Origin of the sequence: Bacillus sp. N13C7, from assembly GCF_026790065.1 — a bacterium.
Taxonomy (GTDB): Bacteria; Bacillota; Bacilli; order Bacillales; family Bacillaceae; genus Bacillus.
The window spans coordinates 136038-156908 of sequence record NZ_JALAMO010000006.1; the positions used below are offsets into that span (position 1 = coordinate 136038).

Consider the following 20871-nt stretch of genomic DNA (forward strand, 5'->3'; position numbering starts at 1 on the left):
CATACTGAATATGATGAATTTGTATTTTGGGTGGTTATACTATGCAAAAAGATATGAAACTAAATAATGTCAAAGGCGTATTGATATTTTTGGTTGTATTTGCCCATCTGCTGGGTGTTAGTAAAAGCGGGTTGGAAAATATGATTGAATTCATTTATTCATTCCATATGCCTGCTTTTATTTTTTTAAATGGTTATTTTTCCAAAAGGCCATCAATCAAAAAAGTGATCAATCTCATTCTGTTATATGTTATTTTTCAAACCTTTTACTGTGTGTACCGTTACTACGCAGGTAATTTTTCTGTCATTCAATTTACTTATGGCAGCCCGCATACTCACTTATGGTATATTGTCAGTCTGGGTAGCTGGTATACGTTGGCTATTATTTTAAAGAAAATAAACAGGAGAAAAATCTTAAAGCTGGCTTTACTGATCTTGTTGTTGGGGCTAAGTTTTTATTCCAGATTTTATGCAGATCAGGTTATAGAATTGATCAAAATATATTATAGCAATATGCATACGCAAACGCTCTCTATATTAAGGACTTTTGTTTTCCTTCCATTTTTCCTGGCTGGTTTTTATTGTTCAAGAGATCTGATGGGGAAAATATACAGTTCTTTAGAAAAATTTAAGTTTAAATTGTTTTCAACTTTAGCTATTTCTGTATTGGTATTCATTATATTAGATTTTCATCATGATAAATTTAATCAGCTGTTTTTTGGTTTTCTTGGCTATCAAAAGTTCCATATAGAGAATCACAGCTATACTGGTATTGTATTTTTTCATTATTCCTTAGCTGTATTAGGCATTTTCTTGTTATTCAATATAGTTGGGGCCGGCAAAAATAAGTTGACCCAATGGGGAGAAAACTCTCTTGCGATCTATTTATTTCATATGATCTTTGTCTTCCCGCTATTTACTCATAATAGCTGGCTAAATGAGCAAAGCCCTGACACCCGATTGATATTATGTTTTACGATGGCATTAGGAATAACGTATCTATTTGGATCTCGTGTTTTTAACCGGATCGTGAAATATCTAATCTATCCAATGAAATATTTAGAAATCATTTATGCACGGTTCTTTAATCAAACAGATAAAAATAATGAATATAAAAAGCGACATGTTGTTTAAATGTCGCTTTTTTTTGTGCGTTTTTTTAGATGTTTCAATATTATGGCACTACGCTCCCTCACCCGAAGCGAATACCCGGAAAGACCAAATCTTCCGTAATCAACAAACTTCACACGCCTCACCAATTTTTTCACTGTATCACCTGACAATATCCTCTGTTTGTTTTAGTATATGTAACCCTTTAAGAAAAGGAATAAGGACAAGAGCTGTTTTCCCTTGTCCTTTTAGTGTGATCATGCTTTTTTTCGTTTATACTCGTCAATCAGCCGTTCGTTTTCTTTGAAAATTCTTGCTGTATGCGGACTGACTTGATAGCTTGCGACACTGGTGGTTGAACGTTTTTTCAGGATTTTAAACGGCTTTGCCGCTCGGGGTTCGCATTTGTTTTGAAACGCGCGTTCCATTATCCTTCACCTTCCTCCTCAATTGGCAGCACCAAATCATATATGCTTGTTAATGATGTGAAAAGCAAATAATCAAATTCCGTGACAATGCTGTCAGACGTCAGCTTGATGACATAGCTCTGTGTCTCGATAGTAAAAGGGATGAGAACCATTTTTCCGTATTGGTCGTAATAAACATCCTTTCGATCAAGCCGTGTTTGCACGTCTGCCGGATTGTCCATATGCTCAGTTAACCGGTCTTTATCAGCCTGTGTCGAATAGTGACAAAGGGAGGCCGTTAAGTTCATTTTATCGGCATAGGTTTTCAACAGCTTATCAATACCTTCAGCATATGCTTCTATACTTCCATAATAAACATGGATCGGTTCGTTTTTCAATAGGTATTGGTATGTTTTCAGCCGATTGAGGTACATGTGGAGCATTTCGTTGTTTTCTTCGAGAATTTCTCTTGTGTCTGTTTCCAGTTCGCTGCCGGCCAGTTTTTTGACATATGCGCTTAAGAAGATGAAAGCATCAATTAAAGCGAAACTGACAGCCACAATGAGGTACCGTTCCCAGTGGGTAAACAGGGAAGAGGGCTCATATGTCCAGTATACCATAGCGCCCAGAACAAACAGCAAGTACCATGTTTTCCGGATGGCGGACATTTTTTCTTTGACCTGCGATTCGAACCGCCACGTGGCGTACACGTATAAGCCTAATCCGGCCATGATGCACCAGACCATGATCTGAAAGAATAAAAGCATACATCAATCCCTCACATCTGAAATAGGTTCTGCTTATTGTATTCGAGAGATCCGGCAGGTTTTCCTGTTTCATCAAAAAAACCGCTCCTTTGACAGAAGCGGTGTAACATTAGAAAATCATATTTAAAATAAAGTAAGCGATGGCACCAAGTGTAGCTGAAATCGGAAGCGTAATGACCCATGTAATAAGCATCCGCTTAGCTGTGCCCCAGTTTACGCCTTTTACCCGGTGTGACGCACCGACGCCAAGGATTGATGAAGAAATGACGTGGGTTGTACTGACCGGCAAATGAATAAATGTAGCACCGAAAATAATGGCTGCTCCGGTTAAGTCAGCAGATACGCCGTTTACCGGACGGATCTTCATGATCTTTCCGCCAACGGTTTTGATGATTTTCCATCCGCCGATTGAAGTTCCGAGACCCATCGCTGTGGCGCAGGCGAATTGCACCCATGTTGGAATATCATTAGCAGAAGTATGTAAATTCGCTGTGATGAGAGCCATTGTGATAATACCCATTGCTTTTTGTGCATCGTTTGTTCCGTGTGTATACGATTGCAGGGCAGCTGTTACAATTTGCACTCTGCGGAATTGCTTGTTCGTTTTCGCCAAATTGCTGTCTTTGAAAATCAGCTTAACGATGCTGTAAAGAATAAAACCAAGGACAAAGGCAATAATTGGTGATAGGATCAGCGCTTCAATGATTTTAATGAAGCCCTTATAATTTAACGCAGCAAAACCGGCTGCCGCAATGGCTGCACCGGCAATAGCCCCGATGATGGCATGGGATGAGCTGCTTGGGATGCCGTAGTACCATGTGATAAGGTTCCAGGCAATCGCAGCAACTAGCGCAGCCAAAATCACGACAGAGCCATTCTCTAACGTATAAGGATCCACAATGTCTTTTGTAATGGTTTTGGCAACACCTGTAAATGTCATTGCTCCGACAAAGTTCATCACAGCAGCCAATATAATGGCATGGCGAGGTTTCAACGCTTTTGTTGATACCGAAGTCGCAATTGCGTTTGCCGTATCATGAAACCCGTTGATGAAATCAAACGCCAGAGCACAAATGACTATTAGTATCGTTAATATAAATAGAATATCCATTTTTACCCCTCGTTACGCGTTTTTCATAATGATGGTTTCAAGATTATTGGCAACACTTTGACAAGAGTCGGCTATTTCTTCAAGCGTTTCGTAAATTTCGCGATATTGAATAACTTTAATTGGATCTGTTTCATTTCCGAAAAGATTCTTTAATGATTTTCTGTGCAAGTTGTCACAGCTGTGCTCATATTCTTTAATTTTGATTGCGTGAGGCTGAATATCCTTTAAGCGGTTTTCTGCCAGCAGCTCTATGGTAATCAAAATCTCTTTCGCACATTCTCTGATGTATCCGCTGAATTTATCGATATGCTCGTCTGATGAAGTAATGGAGAAAATCTCCATCATGGCAGAGAAATGTTCGATACCGTCAAGCACATCATCCAGGCTGTTTGTCAGCTGAAGGATATCTTCGCGCTCAATAGGAGTGATGAACGCCTTGTTAAGCTCTTTAATCATGACATGAACATGATTGTCACCTTTTGTTTCGTATTCCTTTAACGTATCTGCAAATTCTTTAAGCGTCGTTTGGTTAGTGACCTTAAAATTCACAAAATATTCTGCAGTTTCGTCTATGTTCTTTGCAATTTCTGTTAAAAGGAGTGAGAACTTATCTTTTTTTCTTCTTATCATTAAAAACCCTCCATAGTTTGAATGAACAATGCACACATCAAATTATTATATAGCCTTTTGTCGAAAAAAAACAGGTAAAGTCGAAAAAAACGTATCTTGACTTTTTCGATAAATCATGTCTCCTTATTTTGACCTACTTCGCTACAAAAAAACGACCCAAGTTTGCAAAAACTTTCTGCTTAACGTAAAAAGTATATCAAAAGTTGTGTTTTTCCTGTCAACTTTTATCTTCTGTTTCACCAAAAAACGGTTCCCTAAACAAGGGAACCGTTTTATCAGTTTGCTTTTCGTTTTTTCATCCAGTAATAAACAGGCAGTCCGGCAAGGCCGATGAGGATGGATAATCCGCAGCTCAGTGTATCTGTAATGAGTGTGCTTCCTAACACAAAAAAGGAGCCTGCGATGGCCAAAATCGGCATGAAAGGATAAAGCGGGACACTATAGGCGCGCTTTTCTCCCTTTGCTCGCTTGCGGAGGATAAACACTGCAAAAAAGGCCATTACATAAAAAATGTAGATCATGAAAATAGAGATTTCTGAGAGCTTATCAGGGTTGCTGATCAGCATCATAATCAAAGCCACAGCAATTTGAAAAGAAATCGCAATCCATGGCGTGCGGAACGTTGGGTGTACATGTGACAGTTTTTCAGCGAATGGAAGCTGTTTTCGTTCCGCCATTGCAAATGACACTCGCGGGAAAGAAAGAACCTTTCCGTTTAAGCAGCCGAAGATACTGACAATAATCCCGACACTGATCAGCTTTCCGCCAATTGAACCGAACAGCATGGTGGCAGCAGTGCTTGTTGCATTTTCACCAAGCGTGACGATTTCGTTCGAAGACAGGATGTGAAGCAATGCAAAGTTAATGAAAATATAGATTGCTGTTACAATTAATAATCCGCCCGTCATTGCGCGTGGCAGCAGCTTTTCGGGATTTTTCATTTCTCCGCCGAGAGCGGCCAGAAGAATCCATCCGTCGTAAGCAAACAGTGTGGCCAAAATGGCTGCTCCGAAGTTCATATCGGAAATGCTCTCATTTACTGCTGTGAAAATGTGCTGATCGCCTTTCCAAAGACCAAAGATGATGATGCATGCAATCGGAATCAGCTTTCCGATCGTTGTCAGCGTTTGGACGAAGCCGCCGTATTTTGTACCGATAATATTAATAACGCATAAAAAGAGAACTGCTATAATTCCGATTACCTTTGATAGGACAGATCCCCAGCCGAAAAGATTTGCCATTAAAGATCCAAAATATAAACCTAGGGCGCCAATAATCGCCGGACCGTAAATGATAATCTGCACCCAGCCGCACAAAAATCCCCAAAACTCCCCATACACTTCTTCAAGGTACGTATAGAGCCCGCCGGTTTTTGGTATTTGCGTTCCGATTTCCGCGATTGTCAAACCGCCCGCCAGTGTTAAAATCCCGCCTAACAGCCAGGCGAACAGCGCTGTTTTTGAATCACCAGAATAAGCGAGCACAGCGCCAGGCTTCATAAAAACACCCGAGCCGATGATGGTTCCGATGACAAGAGTAAGGGCAAACAAGAGGCCTATCTCTTTTTTCAAACCGTTGTCTTCAGTATGCATGTCCTTAACCTCCTATGATGTTGAAGCTTATGATGAAGAATCTATTTTTCATATTGTAAACCCTATTTTAGAAAAGTAAAATAAAATAAATTTTCTGATTTTCGATAATTGCTTTGTTTGTGACGGATAAATTTATGAAAACGCCTACTTTATTAAGTTATAAACGAACAAATATATAATTTTTTAGTTGGAAAGTTCGTGTTTTGAGTTAGGGGTTTAGCTGGTATCGAAGGTGCAGCGTGAAATCAGCGAATGAACGAACCTTTGTTGAAGCTGATATGTTGACTTTTCCATGCGAATAAAATACCTTGTCATTAGAACAATAAACCTAAAACTATGATATAATATCTCGAAATCGAGATAAAATGACCTGGAGGGACAGCATATGAAAGTCAATGGCATTCACCACGTGTCTGCATTAACCGCCGATGCACAAAAAAACTTGGATTTCTATAAGAACGTATTAGGATTAAAGCTTGTCAAAAAATCCGTCAACCAGGATGAACCGACAATGTATCATCTATTCTACGGAGATGAAGTGGCCAATCCCGGAACCGAGCTGACGTTTTTCGAGATTCCCCGCATTGCACCGTTTCATGCGGGAACAAACAGCATTTCTTCTATTGGATTGCGCGTTCCAAGCACAGAAGCACTCCATTACTGGAAAGAGCGTTTTGAAGAGCATCAGGTGGCGCATAGCGGCATTGCCAAAAGAGCCGGGCGTGACATATTGGCATTCCAAGACCATGAAGGACAGCGCCTTGTCCTGACTGCTGATGAGAAAGGCAAAGGTTATGGCCTGCCTGTTAAACAAAGCGGCATTCCGGAAGAATTTTCATTTCGCGGGTTAGGACCGGTTGAACTGACTGTGCCTTACGCTGATTCAACCTTACACGTATTGATAAATATTCTTGGTTTTACAGAAATCAGCCGGGAATCAGTTGAAGGACAAGGAACCGCCGTTATTTTGGAATCAGGAGAAGGCGGTGCGGCAACGGAAATCCATTTAATAGAAAGAAATGATCTTCCGCGCGAGCGCCAAGGCAAAGGAAGTGTTCACCATGTCGCATTTCGCGTAAGAGATGAAGAAGAGCTTGCCGGATGGCATCAAATCATCAGCCGAGAAGGGTACAGCAATTCCGGCATTGTTGAACGCTATTACTTCAAGGCACTGTATTTCAGAGAGCCGAACGGCATTCTGTTCGAGCTATCAACAGACGGACCGGGCTTTATGGTTGATGAAAACCTTGATGAGCTTGGCCAAACGATCGCTCTTCCGCCGTACCTTGAACATCGAAGAGCTGAAATTGAAGCAAAACTAAAACCAATTCAATAAACTGTGTTTTCATTTGCCTTCCGGCGCGGCCGGAAGGTTTTTTATTTTGGCATAAACATTGGGCAGGAAAGATCATGCGCAGATTGGGAGAAAAGGCTTAAAACCCTTTGTGTATATGGGCGATTGGCATGAAAGAGCCTCGGCAAAAATATTGTCTTTGTTTATTAATAGTTTATTCATATTTGCTTGTTACACTATCTCAAAGTTAGACAAAAAGGAGTGAAAAACACGTGGAAAAGAAAAAACGCGAGCTGGATATCGTCCTCATCCTCATTTTGCTCGCATCTGCATTCTTAAATATCTATAACATTTGGAAGGACGACACGGTGAATCCTTATTACACCGCGGCAGTTACAAGTATGATGCAAAGCTTTCATAATTTCTTTTATGCTTCGTTCGATGCTGCCGGCTTTATAACAGTTGATAAACCGCCTGTTACATACCAAATCCAAACGATCAGTGCGCTGATATTCGGTATGCATGGGTGGAGTGTCATTCTCCCTCAGGCATTGGCGGGTGTAGGCTCAGTACTTCTTATGTACCTGCTGATAAAGCCGGCATTCGGAAAAACGGCGGCGCGCATTGCCTCATTTGTTATGGCCTGTACGCCAATTGCAGTAGCTGTAGCACGTACAAACAATGTTGATGCATTACTGGTATTTTTCTTGTTGCTGGCTACATGGCTTCTCTTTAAAGCCATCAGAAAAGGAAAGCTGATCTGGCTGTTAGCGGCATTTTTCGTCGTTGGAGTAGGTTTCAATACAAAAATGCTTCAGGCTTATATGATTTTACCGGCCTTCTTATTGTTCTATCTGATTGCGGCAAACGCCACGATGAAGAAAAAAATCATGTCGTTGGTAAGTGCATTTGCCGTATTAGCAGCCGTTTCGTTATCATGGCCGCTCATTGTTGACAATGTCCCTGCAAGCAAACGGCCTTATATCGGAAGCAGCCAGACCAACTCTGTTTTAGAATTGGCTTTCGGCTATAACGGGATTCAGCGGCTGATAGGCCAAAATTCCGGCGGCCAGGGTGGGACAAACGGAGACGCTTCAAAAGAAATGTCTTCTTCCGATAACACGCAAGCACCGCCTAATCAGTCATCCAGCAGCAGCTCTTCAAGTGATGACAAATCATCAAATGCCAATATGACGCAACCTCCAGCCAATGGCCAAATGCCAACCAACGGAGAAATGCCAAGCGGCGGTCAAGGAGGCCCTCCGAGCGGAGGAGATGGCGGACAAGGCGGACCTGGCAGAGACGGAGGGAAAGGCGGTACAGGAACCGGCTCGAAAATGCAATCAGGTTCAGGAATGTTCGGAACGGGAACACCTGGTCCGCTGCGGCTTTTCCAACAAGAATTATCGGATCAAATCAGCTGGCTTCTGCCATTTGCAATTTTTGGAATCGCAGGCTTACTGATTGCAGGCGCGAGAGAAAGAAGAAGGCTATCTGCTGAACAGAAGGAAACGGTGTTCTGGGTCGCATGGCTTGTACCGATTGCCGGATTCTTCAGTGTCGCAGAATTTTTCCATCACTATTATCTCATTATGCTGGCACCGCCGATTGCGGCTCTAGTCGGTGCGGGCTGGGTTGCTCTTGTTCATCTGTACCGCAATCAGACAGGCTGGAAATCATGGCTTCTGCCGGCAGCGATTATTGCGACAACTGCATTTGAATTGTTTATTCTCAGGAACTACAACGATCAGATCGGAGCGGGCTGGAGCATTGGTGTAGGCGTTCTCGGCGCGCTGTCAGCGATTGCTCTGCTGCTGTTCAAACAGCGCCAAAAACCGATCAGTTATTATGTATCCCTTGCAGCTCTTCTCGCATTGCTGGTGATGCCGATTTATTGGGCAAGCACACCGCTTCTGTACGGAGGAAACAGCTCACAGCCTGAAACGGGTCCTCAGCTCGCTTCAACCAGCGGAAAAGGCATGAGAATGTCTGATGCAACTGTAAATGAAAAACTCATCAACTATTTAGAGGAGAATAACTCCGGAGCTGAATACCTATTCGCCACAACCGACTCGAACACAGCTGCTCCATATATTATCAAAACGAAGAAAGCTGTTATGACAATCGGCGGATTCAGCGGTTCTGACCCGGCTATCACACTGACTCAATTTAAAAAGCTTGTAAAAGAAGGAAAGGTGAAATACTTCTTAGCTTCTGGAAGAGGAAGAGGCGGAAACAATGACATTGTTGAATGGGTAGAGAAAAACGGAATAGAAGTGTCATCAGATAAATGGCAATCAAGTTCTGATCACCAAACATCATCTGATCAGAAAACAGACAATACTGATTCAGCCGATACATCAAGCAGTAGCAAGGCATCAGGCGAAAACGGCCAAATGGGCGGCGGACCTGGCGGAATGAATCAGTCGGCTACATTATACGAATTACATGCTGATGAATAGGAGGAGAAAACATGAGCAGACATATTCAATATTCCATTGTTGTACCTGTGTATAATGAGGAGCTTGTCATTCATGAAACCTATCAGCGCTTAAAAGAGGTCATGGATCAAACGAAGGAAAACTACGAGCTGCTTTTTGTCAACGATGGAAGCAAAGATCGCAGTATTGATATTTTAAGAGAACACAGCCTGATCGATCCGAGAGTGAAGATCATTGATTTTTCAAGGAACTTTGGGCACCAGATCGCCATTACAGCAGGTATGGATTATGCACAGGGGAATGCAATCGTCGTCATTGACGCCGATTTGCAGGACCCTCCTGAATTGATTTTAGATATGATTGAAAAATGGAAGGAAGGCTATGAGGTTGTGTACGCCGTGCGGACAAAACGAAAAGGGGAAACCTTTTTCAAAAAACAAACTGCGGCTATGTTTTACCGGCTTCTCAGCAGCATGACAGATATTGATATCCCGATTGATACGGGGGATTTCCGCCTCATGGACAGAAAAGTCTGTGATGAAATGAAGAGGTTAAAAGAAAAAAATCCTTTTGTCAGAGGGTTAGTCAGCTGGGTGGGCTTCAAACAGACAGCAGTCGAGTATGTACGTGATGAAAGGCTCGCCGGAGAAACAAAGTACCCGCTGAAAAAAATGCTGAAGCTGTCAATGGATGGCATCACGACGTTTTCACACAAACCGCTGAAGCTGGCAAGCTATGCGGGGATTCTCATGTCAGGTGCAGGATTTCTGTATATGTTTATCGTGCTCTATCTGAAGCTATTTACAGACAGCACGATTACAGGCTGGTCATCACTTGTTGTGATCCAGCTCCTGTTCAGCGGCATCGTTCTTCTAATTCTGGGGATGATCGGCGAATATATCGGCAGAATCTATGATGAAGCTAAAGACAGACCGCTTTACATCGTTCAGAAATCGTATGGAATTGAAAATAAAAGATTCTACAGAGACCAGCATATGTCATAATCACAAACCCCTGTCCATTAAGGACTGGGGTTTTTTATTCTGCATGAATCAATGGAAAAGATGCTGATAGACATATGGGAATAAGGGATTGCAAACTTGTACTGCCGTTCAGGCATGCTGAAATAAAAACAGCAAAGCCTAAAAAAGTTTTCAACCTTAGGCTTTGCTGCATGTCAGCTGTGATATTGCGGGGCTTTTAAGAAACGCCTGATCACTGCCGTACCAGTGACGTTTAATAGAATACTGGCACCCAGTACAGCTCCCCACGCCAATGTCGATTCAGTAAGAAGAAAGCTCAGCAATAGAAAAGCCAATCCGGCGCAGGTCATACTCAATCCCATGGTTTTCATGTTTATACCTCCTAGCAAACGATATCTCGTGCATCTGATGAGAATGATGTCAGTCTGTATGATATACGGATGCCTAGGCAGAAAGTTTCATAGTACGATCAGGTCTTTTGGTCAATAAAAAGCCTCAGTCCGCTTTTGCGGGCTGAGGCGCTATTTTTTTAAGAAGTTGTTTCTTCTTTTTGATCGAGTTTGATTTTTTTCGTCATTTCTTTGCCGTTTCTGAGGATTTTTACTTCAACGGTGTCACCGATGTTTGCGTCTTTATATAAGATATTGCGCAATTCACTGCCTGTATTGATTTTTTTGCCCTTCAGGCCGATGATAATATCCTCTGCCTTCAATCCAGCCTTTTCAGCAGGAGAGCCGGAAGCGACCTCGCGGATGTATACGCCCTTATTCAGCTGGCTGCCGAACAGGCCGAGTGTGCCTTCCTGGTAGTTTTGCGGCACTTGTTCTAAATCAAGCATGCTGACACCGATATACGGACGTTCAATTTGTCCTTTGGACAGCAATTCCTCAGCAATCGGTTTGACGTCGTTGCTTGGAATTGCAAATCCGATGCCCTCAACATCATCTTCACTGATTTTCATGCTGTTAATGCCGACAATTTTGCCGTCTGTATTTAACAACGGACCGCCGCTGTTCCCTGGGTTAATCGCCGCGTCAGTTTGAATCACGTTAATGCTTGTTTGGCCGGCTGATGTTGACATTGAAACCGTTCTGTCCACACCGCTTACAATTCCTTGAGTCACTGTGCGGGACAAGTCTTTTCCGAGCGGATCTCCAATCGCAATGACGGTTTCGCCTGTTCTGAGATCAGATGAATCGCCGAAGCTTGCCACTTTTGTTACGTGGTCATCACTGATTTGGAGGACCGCTAAATCTGTTAACGAGTCACTGCCTACCAGCTTTGCTGTCGCTTCAGTGCCGTCATATAAAGAGACCTTCAGTGAAGATGCTCCTTCTACGACGTGGTTATTCGTAATGATATAAGCCTTGCCGTTCTCTTTTTTGAAAATGACACCCGATCCTGTACCGCTTTCTGTATCTTCACTGGAATCAGATGAGCCAGATCCGAACAAAGAGCTGTTTGACTGAGCCTGAAGATTTGTGATGCCGACAATCGCCGGTGAAAGGTCTTCCACCATATCTGAGATTTTAGAAGAATCCTCGCTCTTGAATGCAGATGAGCCGCTAGCGCTTGATGAGCTTTTGCTAGATTCAGAGGACGTGCTTTTAGCTGTAACTGATTGTGTCTGCTGCTCGCGAGATGACTGTTTTGCAGCGTCCTGAGAATCATGGTCGCCAAGCGGTGTAAACGTGTAAATCCCAAGGGCGAGACTGCCGCCGATCACTCCGCCGAGAAGCGGTCTGAACCATCCGAAGCCTCGTTTTTTCTTCTCCTGATCATGTATGACATTGCGGGCTGAGTAAGAGGTGCTCTGGTCGTTTTCTTTTGCTAGAAAGACCTCATTCTCATTTCCATCCGTTCTGTTTTCGTCACGATAGTTATCCATCATGTTCACTCCGTTTCTCTATTTTCACTCATTTTAATTTGATTATGATAGGTTTATGACTTGAGTTTATCATAAACAAAAACTGTGGGATAAAAATGAAAAGATTATGGGAAATTGTGAAAAAGGGCGGAAAACGGTACACTCTTTATTGTATATGAAAGGACTGAGTCGATGGAACAGATTGGATTGATTGGATATGGCAGCATGGCCGATATGATCGCCAGGCAGCTGTTGAAGCATGAACAAATAAAGGAGAATGATCTTTTTATTGAAACAAGAACGAGGGGGGAGCGGCTGCAGGCGCTGTTGTCAGATTATCCAAACGTATCGGCTGATTCGCTTGAGAACTGGGCGGAAACATGCCGTTTGATTTTGATATGTGTCCCTCCGCTCCATGTCATCGAAACAATGCGCCGTCTGCACCCGTATGTGAACAGGAATACACATATCGTATCCATTGCTGCCGGGGTGCCGCTGCGGCTTTTGGAGGCTGAAACCGAAGCCGGTATATCACGTGTCATTCCGAGCATTACGTCCGAAGCAGAAGCAGGCATCTCGCTTGTCGTTCACGGTGAAGCGCTGGCAACGGATAAAAAAGAACGCCTGAATGCATTGTTATCGGTTTTCAGCCGTGTACATGAAATCAAAGAATCGAATGTGGATGCTGCCAGCAACTTGACGAGCTCGGCACCGGGGTTTATAGCTGCCGTCTTCGAAGAACTGGCGCTGTCTGCTGTCAGAAACAGCAGCCTGTCCAAAGAAGAAGCCTTTGATTTTCTGATTCATTCGCTATACGGAACTGGCAAGATGCTGATCGAAAAGAATATGTCTTTCGAGGAAACGCTGGAACGTGTCGCAACGAAAGGGGGAATTACCGGAGAGGGAGCTGAGGTCATACGCGGCTCTGTGCCGGAAGTTTTTGACCAGGTGTTTGAAAAAACGCTGAAAAAATATGAGCTCCTTACAAAACAGGCAGAGAAACAGACCTGAATCCTTGAAAGAGGATTCTTTTTTTATCACCGAATCGTTGCGATTTTCTCCAGCTATATTGCATTTTTCCTCTTTTTTTAATATAATTTGTTAGAATATTCATAATTTAGTAAAAAAGGAGGAGCGTTATGAAACTGTACATGTCAGTAGATATGGAAGGTATTTCGGGTCTTCCGGACGATACCTTTGTAGATTCCGGCAAGCGAAATTACGAACGCGGGCGGCTCATCATGACTGAAGAGGCAAATTACTGTATCACCTCAGCGTTTAACAGCGGGTGTACCGAGGTGCTGGTCAATGACAGCCATTCGAAGATGAATAATCTGATGATTGAAAAGCTTCACCCTGAAGCAGATTTGATTTCCGGTGACGTCAAACCTTTTTCAATGGTAGAGGGACTGGATGAAACGTTTACAGGCGCTTTGTTTCTCGGTTATCATGCGAGAGCTTCGACTCCCGGTGTGATGTCACACAGCATGATTTTCGGCGTCCGTCATTTTTACATAAACGATCGGCCCGTCGGTGAGCTCGGGTTAAATGCATACGTTGCCGGTTATTATGATGTCCCGGTCATTATGGTAGCCGGAGACGACCGTGCGGCGAAGGAAGCGGAAGAGCTCATTCCGAATGTTACGACAGCCGCTGTTAAACAAACCATTTCAAGATCCGCAGTGAAGTGTTTGTCCCCCGCGAAAGCCGGCCGGCTGCTGACAGAAAAAACCGCCTTTGCCCTGCAAAACAAGGACAAAGTCAAACCGCTCACACCGCCTGACAGACCGGTTCTGAGCATTGAGTTCGCCAATTACGGCCAGGCAGAATGGGCGAATCTGATGCCGGGAACTGAAATAAAGCCGGGAACCACAACCGTTCAATTTCAGGCAAAGGACATGCTTGAAGCCTATCGGGCGATGCTTGTCATGACTGAGCTTGCGATGCGGACATCATTCTGCTAAAGGGGTGTGTTAGGCTTTGGCGCGATACATGATAAAGCGTTTTTGGGCAATGGCAGCTACGATTTTGGTGATTACCACCCTGACTTTTGTTCTCATGAAGGTCATTCCCGGATCTCCTTTTAACGAGGAGAGGGGCACTAATGAAGCCGTACAAAAAAATCTCGAAGCCTACTATCACTTAGACGATCCTCTCATTTTCCAATACATTTTCTACTTAAAATCCATCATTACATTCGATTTCGGACCTTCAATTAAAAAACCGTCAGACAGCGTAAATGATATGCTGGAACGCGGATTTCCCGTTTCCTTTGAGCTTGGAATGACAGCGATTGTCATTGCTGTGATCTCCGGACTGGTGCTGGGCATAGTCGCTGCGCTCCGCCGCAATGGCTTTTTGGATTACGCCGCGATGAGTCTCGCGGTACTCGGTATCTCCATCCCGAATTTTATTTTGGCAACATTGCTTATTCAGCAATTTGCTGTCAATCTCAAACTATTTCCCGCTGCTACATGGACGAGCCCGATCCATATGGTGCTTCCGACCGCAGCGCTTGCTGTTGGGCCAATGGCGATTATTGCGAGGCTTACACGGTCAAGCATGGTCGAAGTCCTGACACAAGATTATATCCGCACAGCAAAAGCAAAAGGGCTTTCTCCGTTCAAAATTATCGTAAAACACGCACTCAGAAATGCACTCATGCCCGTCATTACCGTACTGGGCACACTTGTTGCCAGCATCTTAACAGGAAGCTTTGTCATTGAAGAAATCTTTGCCATTCCCGGAATGGGAAAGTATTTTGTTGAAAGTATTAATCAGCGGGACTATCCCGTGATTATGGGAACGACCGTTTTTTACAGCGTCATTTTGATCATCATGCTGTTTTTGGTCGACTTGGCCTACGGTCTCTTAGACCCGCGCATTAAACTGCATAAGAAAGGGTGAAGCGTGTGAATCTCCCTGTACAAACGGATGAACGCCAGCCAGAGCAGCACATTCAGGTGCCGGATGAGTGGTTTGTTTCAAATCACGAAAAAAATCGGGAAGCCGATTCGGTCAAGCGGCCGAGTTTGTCATACACGCAGGATGCCTGGAGGAGGCTGAAGAAAAATAAATTAGCGATGGCGGGACTTTTTATTCTTTTATTTCTATTTGTCATGGCAGTTATCGGACCTCTTTTATCACCCCATAGTGTCGCGCGCCAATCGCTGGCCGAACAAAACCTCCCGCCCTCAGCCGATCATTGGTTCGGCACCGATGAACTCGGCCGGGATGTGTTTACCCGAACATGGTACGGAGCGAGGATTTCGTTATTTGTCGGAGTCATGGCAGCGCTGATTGATTTTGTGATCGGGGTCATTTATGGAGGCGTTGCCGGCTATAAAGGCGGCAGGACTGACAGCATCATGATGCGGGTGATCGAAGTGCTGTACGGCCTGCCGTATCTGCTTGTTGTCATTTTGCTGATGGTGCTGATGGGGCCTGGGCTGGGCACTATTATTGTGGCGCTGACGGTCACCGGATGGGTCGGCATGGCGAGAATTGTAAGAGGCCAGGTGCTTCAACTGAAAAATTATGAATATGTACTCGCCTCGAAAACTTTTGGAGCGAAAACCTTTCGCATCATCCGAAAGAATCTCCTGCCGAATACAATGGGGGCAATTATCGTACAAATGACATTAACCGTACCTGCCGCTATTTTCGCAGAATCCTTTTTAAGCTTTCTCGGTCTCGGCATACAGGCCCCGTTTGCCAGCTGGGGTGTGATGGCGAATGACGGCCTGCCTACGATTTTATCAGGGCATTGGTGGCGCCTGTTTTTTCCGGCCTTTTTCATTTCATTGACGATGTATGCGTTTAATGTGCTGGGAGACGGATTGCAGGATGCGCTCGACCCTAAGCTGAGGAGGTAGCTATATGGAAAAAGTTCTGTCAGTCAAAAATCTGCACGTTTCTTTTACGACTTACGGCGGTACGGTTCAGGCGGTCAGAGGGGTGACGTTTGATTTATATCAAGGTGAAACCTTTGCAATCGTCGGCGAATCCGGCTGCGGCAAAAGCGTTACCTCCCAAAGCATCATGGGTCTGCTTCCGCCTTATTCGGCGAAAGTGACAGAAGGCAGCATTCGATTTAAAGGAAAAGACCTTTGCCGTCTCTCTGACAAAGAAATGAGAAGCATAAGGGGAGCCGACATTTCTATGATTTTTCAAGACCCGATGACGGCGTTAAACCCGACGCTGACTGTCGGAGATCAGCTGGGGGAAGCGCTTCTGCGCCACAAAAAAATGAGCAAAAAGGCGGTCAGGGAAGAGGTGCTTTCCATGCTGTCATTGGTCGGCATTCCCGATCCCAAAGAGCGCCTGAGGCAGTATCCCCACCAACTCAGCGGCGGCATGAGGCAGCGGATCGTCATTGCGATGGCGCTGATCTGCGAGCCTGACATCTTAATCGCAGATGAACCGACCACTGCTCTTGACGTGACCATTCAGGCACAGATTTTGGAGCTGTTTAAAGAGATTCAGAGAAAAACGAATGTGTCTGTCATTTTGATTACACACGATTTAGGGGTCGTTGCCCAGGTTGCTGACAGAGTTGCCGTCATGTATGCCGGAAAAATAGCGGAAATCGGTACGAGAAAAGATATTTTTTATCAGCCGCAGCATCCATACACAAAAGGGCTGCTGGGCTCTGTCCCGCGTCTGGATTTGGATGGCGCGGAGCTGATTCCGATCGACGGAACACCGCCGGATTTATTTTCACCTCCGCCAGGCTGTCCATTTGCCGCCCGCTGTCCGAACAGGATGATCGTGTGTGACAGGATATACCCGGGGGAGACCATCAGATCTGACACGCACACCGTCAACTGCTGGCTGCAGGATCAACGGGCTGAGCATGCGGCGCTGTCCGGAGATGCGAAGGATTGACCACGAAAAGGGGGAAGAGAATGAAACGAGTGAAAAAGCTTTGGGGGATGGGCCTTGCATTGGGGCTTTCGTTTGCGCTGATGGGATGTACAGCAAACGAACAGGCCGGAAAAGAAAACGGTAGCGACAAAGCAAAAACAAGCGGAGAAAAGGTACTGTATTTAAATAACGAAAATGAACCGACTTCGTTCGATCCGCCGATCGGTTTTAATAATGTGTCGTGGCAGCCGTTGAATAACATCATGGAGGGGCTGACGCGCCTTGGGAAAGATAATGAGCCTGAACCGGCAATGGCAGAAAAGTGGTCTGTGTCAAAAGATAAAAAAACCTACACATTTACGATACGGGAAAATGCGAAATGGACAAACGGAGATCCGGTAACTGCCGGAGACTTTGAATACGCGTGGAAGCGGATGCTTGATCCGAAAAAAGGCGCTTCATCAGCGTTTCTCGGCTATTTTATTGAAGGCGGCGAAGCGTATAACAGCGGGAAAGGAAAAAAAGACGATGTGAAGGTGACGGCAAAGAACGATCGAACCCTGGAAGTAACGCTTGAAGCGCCGCAAAAATATTTTCTCAGCGTCGTATCCAATCCGGCCTATTTTCCAGTTAATGAAAAGGTCGATAAAGAAAATCCGAAGTGGTTTGCTGAGGCGGATACATTTGTCGGGAACGGGCCGTTTAAGCTGACGGAGTGGAAGCATGATGACAGCATCACAATGGAGAAAAGCGACACGTATTGGGATAAAGGCACCGTGAAGCTTGATAAGGTGAAATGGGCGATGGTCAGTGACAGAAATACAGATTACCAGATGTTTCAGTCTGGGGAATTGGATACCGCTTACGTTCCTGCTGAGTTAAGCGATCAGCTGCTGGACCAGGACAACGTCAGCATTGTTGACCAGGCGGGTCTATATTTCTACCGGTTTAATGTGAACATGGAGCCGTTCCAAAATGAAAACATCAGAAAAGCCTTTGCGATGGCTGTGGATCAAGAGGAAATTGTAAAGTACGTCACAAAAAACAATGAAAAACCGGCGCGCGCCTTTGTATCGCCTGGATTTACACAGCCTGACGGCAAGGATTTCCGTGAAGCGGGCGGAGACCTGCTGACGCCAAATGAAAGCAAAGCAAAGCAGCTGCTGGAAAAGGGCATGAAGGAAGAAAACTATGAGAAGCTTCCTGCGATCACCCTTACTTACAGCACAAAGCCGGAGCATAAAAAGATTGCCGAGGCGATTCAGCAAAAATTGAAAAATACTCTTGGCGTCGACGTGAAGCTGGCCAATATGGAATGGAACGTATTTTTAGAGGATCAGAAAGCGCTGAAATTCCAATTCTCTCAAAGCTCATTTTTGCCTGACTACGCCGACCCTATCAGTTTTCTGGAAGCCTTCCAAACAGGAAATTCGATGAACCGCACAGGCTGGGCCAATAAAGAATACGATCAGCTGATCAAGCAGGCGAAACATGAAGCCGATGAAAAAACGCGTTTCTCCCTTATGCATCAAGCAGAAAAGCTGCTGATCGATGAAGCGCCGATTATTCCGGTTTATTTCTATAATCAGGTCAACTTGCAAAACGAAAATGTAAAGGGAATCGTTCGGCATCCTGTTGGCTACATCGATTTAAAATGGGCAGATAAAAACTAACGCCGGCGATTGAGAAAATACTGCTTCTTTAAGTGAAGGAGCGGTATTTTTTCTCTTTCTTGCACGTATACGTAGGGTGCAGAGCAAATGAAAGGAGTGATTCGATTGAATCACAAGCCGAAAGCGCTGAAAAAGGGTGACACAGTCGGAGTGATTGCGCCCGCAAGCCCGCCGGATCCAAAAAAGCTTGAAACCGCGCTTTTATTTTTAGAAGAGCTCGGTCTTCAGGTGAAATTGGGCAAGGCGCTGAAAAACCAGCACGGCTATTTGGCGGGACAGGATGATGAGCGGCTGGCCGATCTCCATGAGATGTTCAGGGACGGGGAGGTAAAAGCAATACTGTGCGCATGCGGAGGTTTTGGGACTGGACGTATCGCCGCCGGCATTGATTTCAGCTTAGTCCGCAAACATCCTAAAATCTTCTGGGGATACAGCGATATTACGTTTTTACATACTGCCATCCATCAAAACACAGGCCTTGTCACCTTCCATGGCCCGATGCTCAGCTCAGATATTGGGCTTGAAGACGTTCACCCGCTGACTAAAGCATCGTATGAGCAGCTTTTCCAAGAGACAGAATTCACCTATACAGAAGAGCTTTCTCCGCTGTCGGTGCTTGTTCCTGGAAAAGCTGAAGGCGAGCTTGTCGGGGGAAATCTGTCTTTGCTGACGTCTACACTGGGCACACCGTTTGAAATAGATACGAGAGGAAAGCTTCTATTCATTGAAGATATTGACGAGGAGCCGTATCAAATTGACCGGATGCTGAATCAGCTGAAAATGGCAGGGAAGCTGACGGAAGCCGCCGGCATTCTTGTTTGTGATTTTCATAATTGTGTCCCGGTGAAGAGAGAGAAATCCCTCTCCCTTGAGCAGGTGCTGGAAGACTATATTGTATCAGCGGGCAAGCCTGCTCTGAGAGGATTTAAAATCGGCCACTGCTCGCCAAGTATCGCCGTTCCGTTCGGCGCAAAAGCGGCTATGAATACAGCAGAAAAAACAGTCGTCATCGAGGCGGGCGTTTCAGAAGGGGCGCTGAAGACATGAAAATCACTCAAATAGAAACAAGCCGAATCGCCGTGCCGCTGACAAAGCCGTTTAAAACCGCACTTCGCACTGTGTATACAGCAGAATCGGTCATCGTAAGGATCACTTATGACAGCGGTGCGATCGGATGGGGGGAAGCGCCTCCGACGATGGTGATTACTGGAGACAGCATGGATAGCATTGAAAGTGCCATTCACAATGTCTTGAAGCCGGCACTGCTTGGAAAAAGCCTGTCCGGCAGTGAGGCCATTTTGCACGACATCCAGCATCTCCTTACAGGAAACCAGAGCGCTAAGGCGGCTGTTGAAATGGCGGTATACGACGGCTGGGCGCAGATGTGCGGAATGCCGTTATACCAAATGCTCGGCGGATACCGAGATACGCTGGAAACGGATTATACCGTCAGTGTCAACTTCCCTGATGAGATGGCAGCGGATGCCGAGAATTATCTCAAACAAGGGTTTCAAACGCTGAAAATAAAGGTCGGAAAGAATGATATTGCAACAGATATCGCTCGTATCCAGGAAATCAGAAAACGTGTCGGGACAGCCGTGAAACTTCGTTTAGACGCCAATCAGGGGTGGACGCCGAAGGAAGCGATAACTGCCATTCGGAAAATGGAGGATGCCGGTCTGGGGATTGAGCTTGTCGAGCAGCCTGTCCATAAAGATGATCTCACTGGTCTCAAAAAGGTGACAGATGCGACAGACACGCCGATTATGGCCGATGAAAGTGTTTTTACGCCGCGGCAGGCGTTCGAAGTTCTGCAAACCCGGAGTGCTGACTTGATTAATATTAAATTGATGAAAGCAGGCGGCATCAGCGGTGCAGAGAAAATCAATGCCATGGCTGAGGCGTGCGGTGTGGAGTGCATGGTCGGCAGCATGATCGAAACAAAGCTGGGCATTACGGCCGCGGCGCATTTCGCGGCAAGCAAAAGAAACATCACACGCTTTGATTTTGACGCGCCGCTGATGCTGAAAACAGATGTCATCAAAGGCGGCATAACTTACAGCGGCAGCACGGTTACGATGCCTGACAGACCGGGTCTCGGAATCACCGGACTGCGCTTTTGAAGGGGGAA

The 20871-nt window shown here is 45.1% G+C and carries 20 protein-coding genes and 1 pseudogene; 13 read left to right on the plus strand and 8 right to left on the minus strand.

The annotated features are described in order from the left end of the window. Window positions 1-41: 41 nt before the first annotated feature. The gene (locus MOB98_RS07480; protein WP_268360131.1) at window positions 42-1133 is read left to right on the plus strand and encodes an acyltransferase family protein; all 1092 of its coding nucleotides are present in this window, start codon (window positions 42-44) and stop codon (window positions 1131-1133) included. Here the strand turns inward: MOB98_RS07480 and spoIISC are convergent. From spoIISC to steT, 6 genes are all read right to left on the minus strand, one after another. Beyond that, window positions 1130-1282 (minus strand): three component toxin-antitoxin-antitoxin system antitoxin SpoIISC, encoded by a 153-nt coding sequence (spoIISC, locus tag MOB98_RS07485; RefSeq protein ID WP_268360132.1) that lies wholly within the window; start codon window positions 1280-1282, stop codon window positions 1130-1132. The two genes, MOB98_RS07480 and spoIISC, sit on opposite strands and share 4 nt — an antisense overlap. An 84-nt stretch (window positions 1283-1366) precedes the next feature. Then, window positions 1367-1537, minus strand: a complete 171-nt coding sequence (spoIISB, locus tag MOB98_RS07490; protein WP_268360133.1) for a three component toxin-antitoxin-antitoxin system antitoxin SpoIISB — start codon at window positions 1535-1537, stop codon at window positions 1367-1369. Continuing rightward, on the minus strand, window positions 1537-2283 hold the full coding sequence (spoIISA, locus tag MOB98_RS07495) for a toxin-antitoxin-antitoxin system toxin SpoIISA (RefSeq protein ID WP_268360134.1): 747 nt from the start codon (window positions 2281-2283) through the stop codon (window positions 1537-1539). The genes spoIISB and spoIISA overlap by 1 nt, the downstream gene beginning before the upstream one ends. Before the next feature lie 109 nt (window positions 2284-2392). Then, window positions 2393-3394: an inorganic phosphate transporter gene (locus MOB98_RS07500; protein WP_268360135.1), complete on the minus strand. Its 1002-nt coding sequence runs from the start codon at window positions 3392-3394 to the stop codon at window positions 2393-2395. Window positions 3395-3406: 12 nt separating this feature from the next. Beyond that, complete coding sequence (locus MOB98_RS07505; RefSeq protein ID WP_003218470.1) at window positions 3407-4024, minus strand: DUF47 domain-containing protein; 618 nt, start codon at window positions 4022-4024, stop codon at window positions 3407-3409. Window positions 4025-4299: 275 nt separating this feature from the next. Further along, window positions 4300-5616 carry a serine/threonine exchanger gene (steT, locus tag MOB98_RS07510; RefSeq protein WP_268360137.1) on the minus strand — a complete coding sequence of 439 codons (1317 nt, stop codon included), beginning with the start codon at window positions 5614-5616 and terminating at the stop codon, window positions 4300-4302. Between the two features lie 385 nt (window positions 5617-6001). Here steT and MOB98_RS07515 point away from each other — a divergent pair, with 385 nt between their 5' ends. The 4 genes from MOB98_RS07515 to MOB98_RS07530 all read left to right on the plus strand — a co-directional run bounded on the left by MOB98_RS07515 (window position 6002) and on the right by MOB98_RS07530 (window position 10355). Then, the gene (locus MOB98_RS07515; protein ID WP_268360138.1) at window positions 6002-6952 is read left to right on the plus strand and encodes a ring-cleaving dioxygenase; all 951 of its coding nucleotides are present in this window, start codon (window positions 6002-6004) and stop codon (window positions 6950-6952) included. A gap of 82 nt (window positions 6953-7034) precedes the next feature. Further along, a complete protein-coding gene (locus MOB98_RS07520) occupies window positions 7035-7175 on the plus strand; it encodes a hypothetical protein (protein WP_268360143.1) in 141 nt (46 codons plus the stop codon). A 7-nt stretch (window positions 7176-7182) separates the two neighbouring features. Next, window positions 7183-9372 (plus strand): glycosyltransferase family 39 protein, encoded by a 2190-nt coding sequence (locus tag MOB98_RS07525; protein WP_268360139.1) that lies wholly within the window; start codon window positions 7183-7185, stop codon window positions 9370-9372. Between the two features lie 11 nt (window positions 9373-9383). After that, the gene (locus MOB98_RS07530; protein ID WP_268360140.1) at window positions 9384-10355 is read left to right on the plus strand and encodes a glycosyltransferase family 2 protein; all 972 of its coding nucleotides are present in this window, start codon (window positions 9384-9386) and stop codon (window positions 10353-10355) included. Between the two features lie 173 nt (window positions 10356-10528). Here the strand turns inward: MOB98_RS07530 and MOB98_RS07535 are convergent, their stop codons facing one another. After that, window positions 10529-10705 carry a hypothetical protein gene (locus MOB98_RS07535; RefSeq protein WP_268360141.1) on the minus strand — a complete coding sequence of 59 codons (177 nt, stop codon included), beginning with the start codon at window positions 10703-10705 and terminating at the stop codon, window positions 10529-10531. Between the two features lie 158 nt (window positions 10706-10863). Next, window positions 10864-12222: a serine protease HtrA gene (htrA, locus tag MOB98_RS07540; RefSeq protein WP_268360142.1), complete on the minus strand. Its 1359-nt coding sequence runs from the start codon at window positions 12220-12222 to the stop codon at window positions 10864-10866. 171 nt (window positions 12223-12393) lie between these two features. Between htrA and proG the strand changes: the two genes are divergently transcribed. The 8 genes and pseudogenes from proG to ykfB all read left to right on the plus strand — a co-directional run. Continuing rightward, window positions 12394-13212, plus strand: a complete 819-nt coding sequence (proG, locus tag MOB98_RS07545; protein WP_268367039.1) for a pyrroline-5-carboxylate reductase ProG — start codon at window positions 12394-12396, stop codon at window positions 13210-13212. A gap of 128 nt (window positions 13213-13340) precedes the next feature. Continuing rightward, a complete protein-coding gene (dppA, locus tag MOB98_RS07550) occupies window positions 13341-14165 on the plus strand; it encodes a D-aminopeptidase DppA (protein ID WP_268362921.1) in 825 nt (274 codons plus the stop codon). A gap of 16 nt (window positions 14166-14181) precedes the next feature. Beyond that, window positions 14182-15108: a dipeptide ABC transporter permease DppB gene (gene dppB / locus MOB98_RS07555; protein ID WP_268362920.1), complete on the plus strand. Its 927-nt coding sequence runs from the start codon at window positions 14182-14184 to the stop codon at window positions 15106-15108. Between the two features lie 5 nt (window positions 15109-15113). Then, window positions 15114-16076 (plus strand): dipeptide ABC transporter permease DppC, encoded by a 963-nt coding sequence (gene dppC, locus MOB98_RS07560; RefSeq protein ID WP_268367040.1) that lies wholly within the window; start codon window positions 15114-15116, stop codon window positions 16074-16076. 4 nt (window positions 16077-16080) lie between these two features. Further along, a complete protein-coding gene (locus MOB98_RS07565; protein ID WP_268367041.1) occupies window positions 16081-17088 on the plus strand; it encodes an ABC transporter ATP-binding protein in 1008 nt (335 codons plus the stop codon). Window positions 17089-17108: 20 nt separating this feature from the next. Further along, window positions 17109-18740: a dipeptide ABC transporter substrate-binding protein DppE gene (gene dppE, locus MOB98_RS07570; protein WP_268367042.1), complete on the plus strand. Its 1632-nt coding sequence runs from the start codon at window positions 17109-17111 to the stop codon at window positions 18738-18740. 87 nt (window positions 18741-18827) lie between these two features. Further along, window positions 18828-19787, plus strand: coding sequence for a S66 peptidase family protein (locus MOB98_RS07575; RefSeq protein WP_268367043.1), 960 nt, complete (start codon window positions 18828-18830; stop codon window positions 19785-19787). Then, a pseudogene (ykfB, locus tag MOB98_RS07580) lies at window positions 19784-20871 on the plus strand (L-Ala-D/L-Glu epimerase); the annotation flags it as partial. The gene MOB98_RS07575 and the pseudogene ykfB, both read left to right, overlap by 4 nt.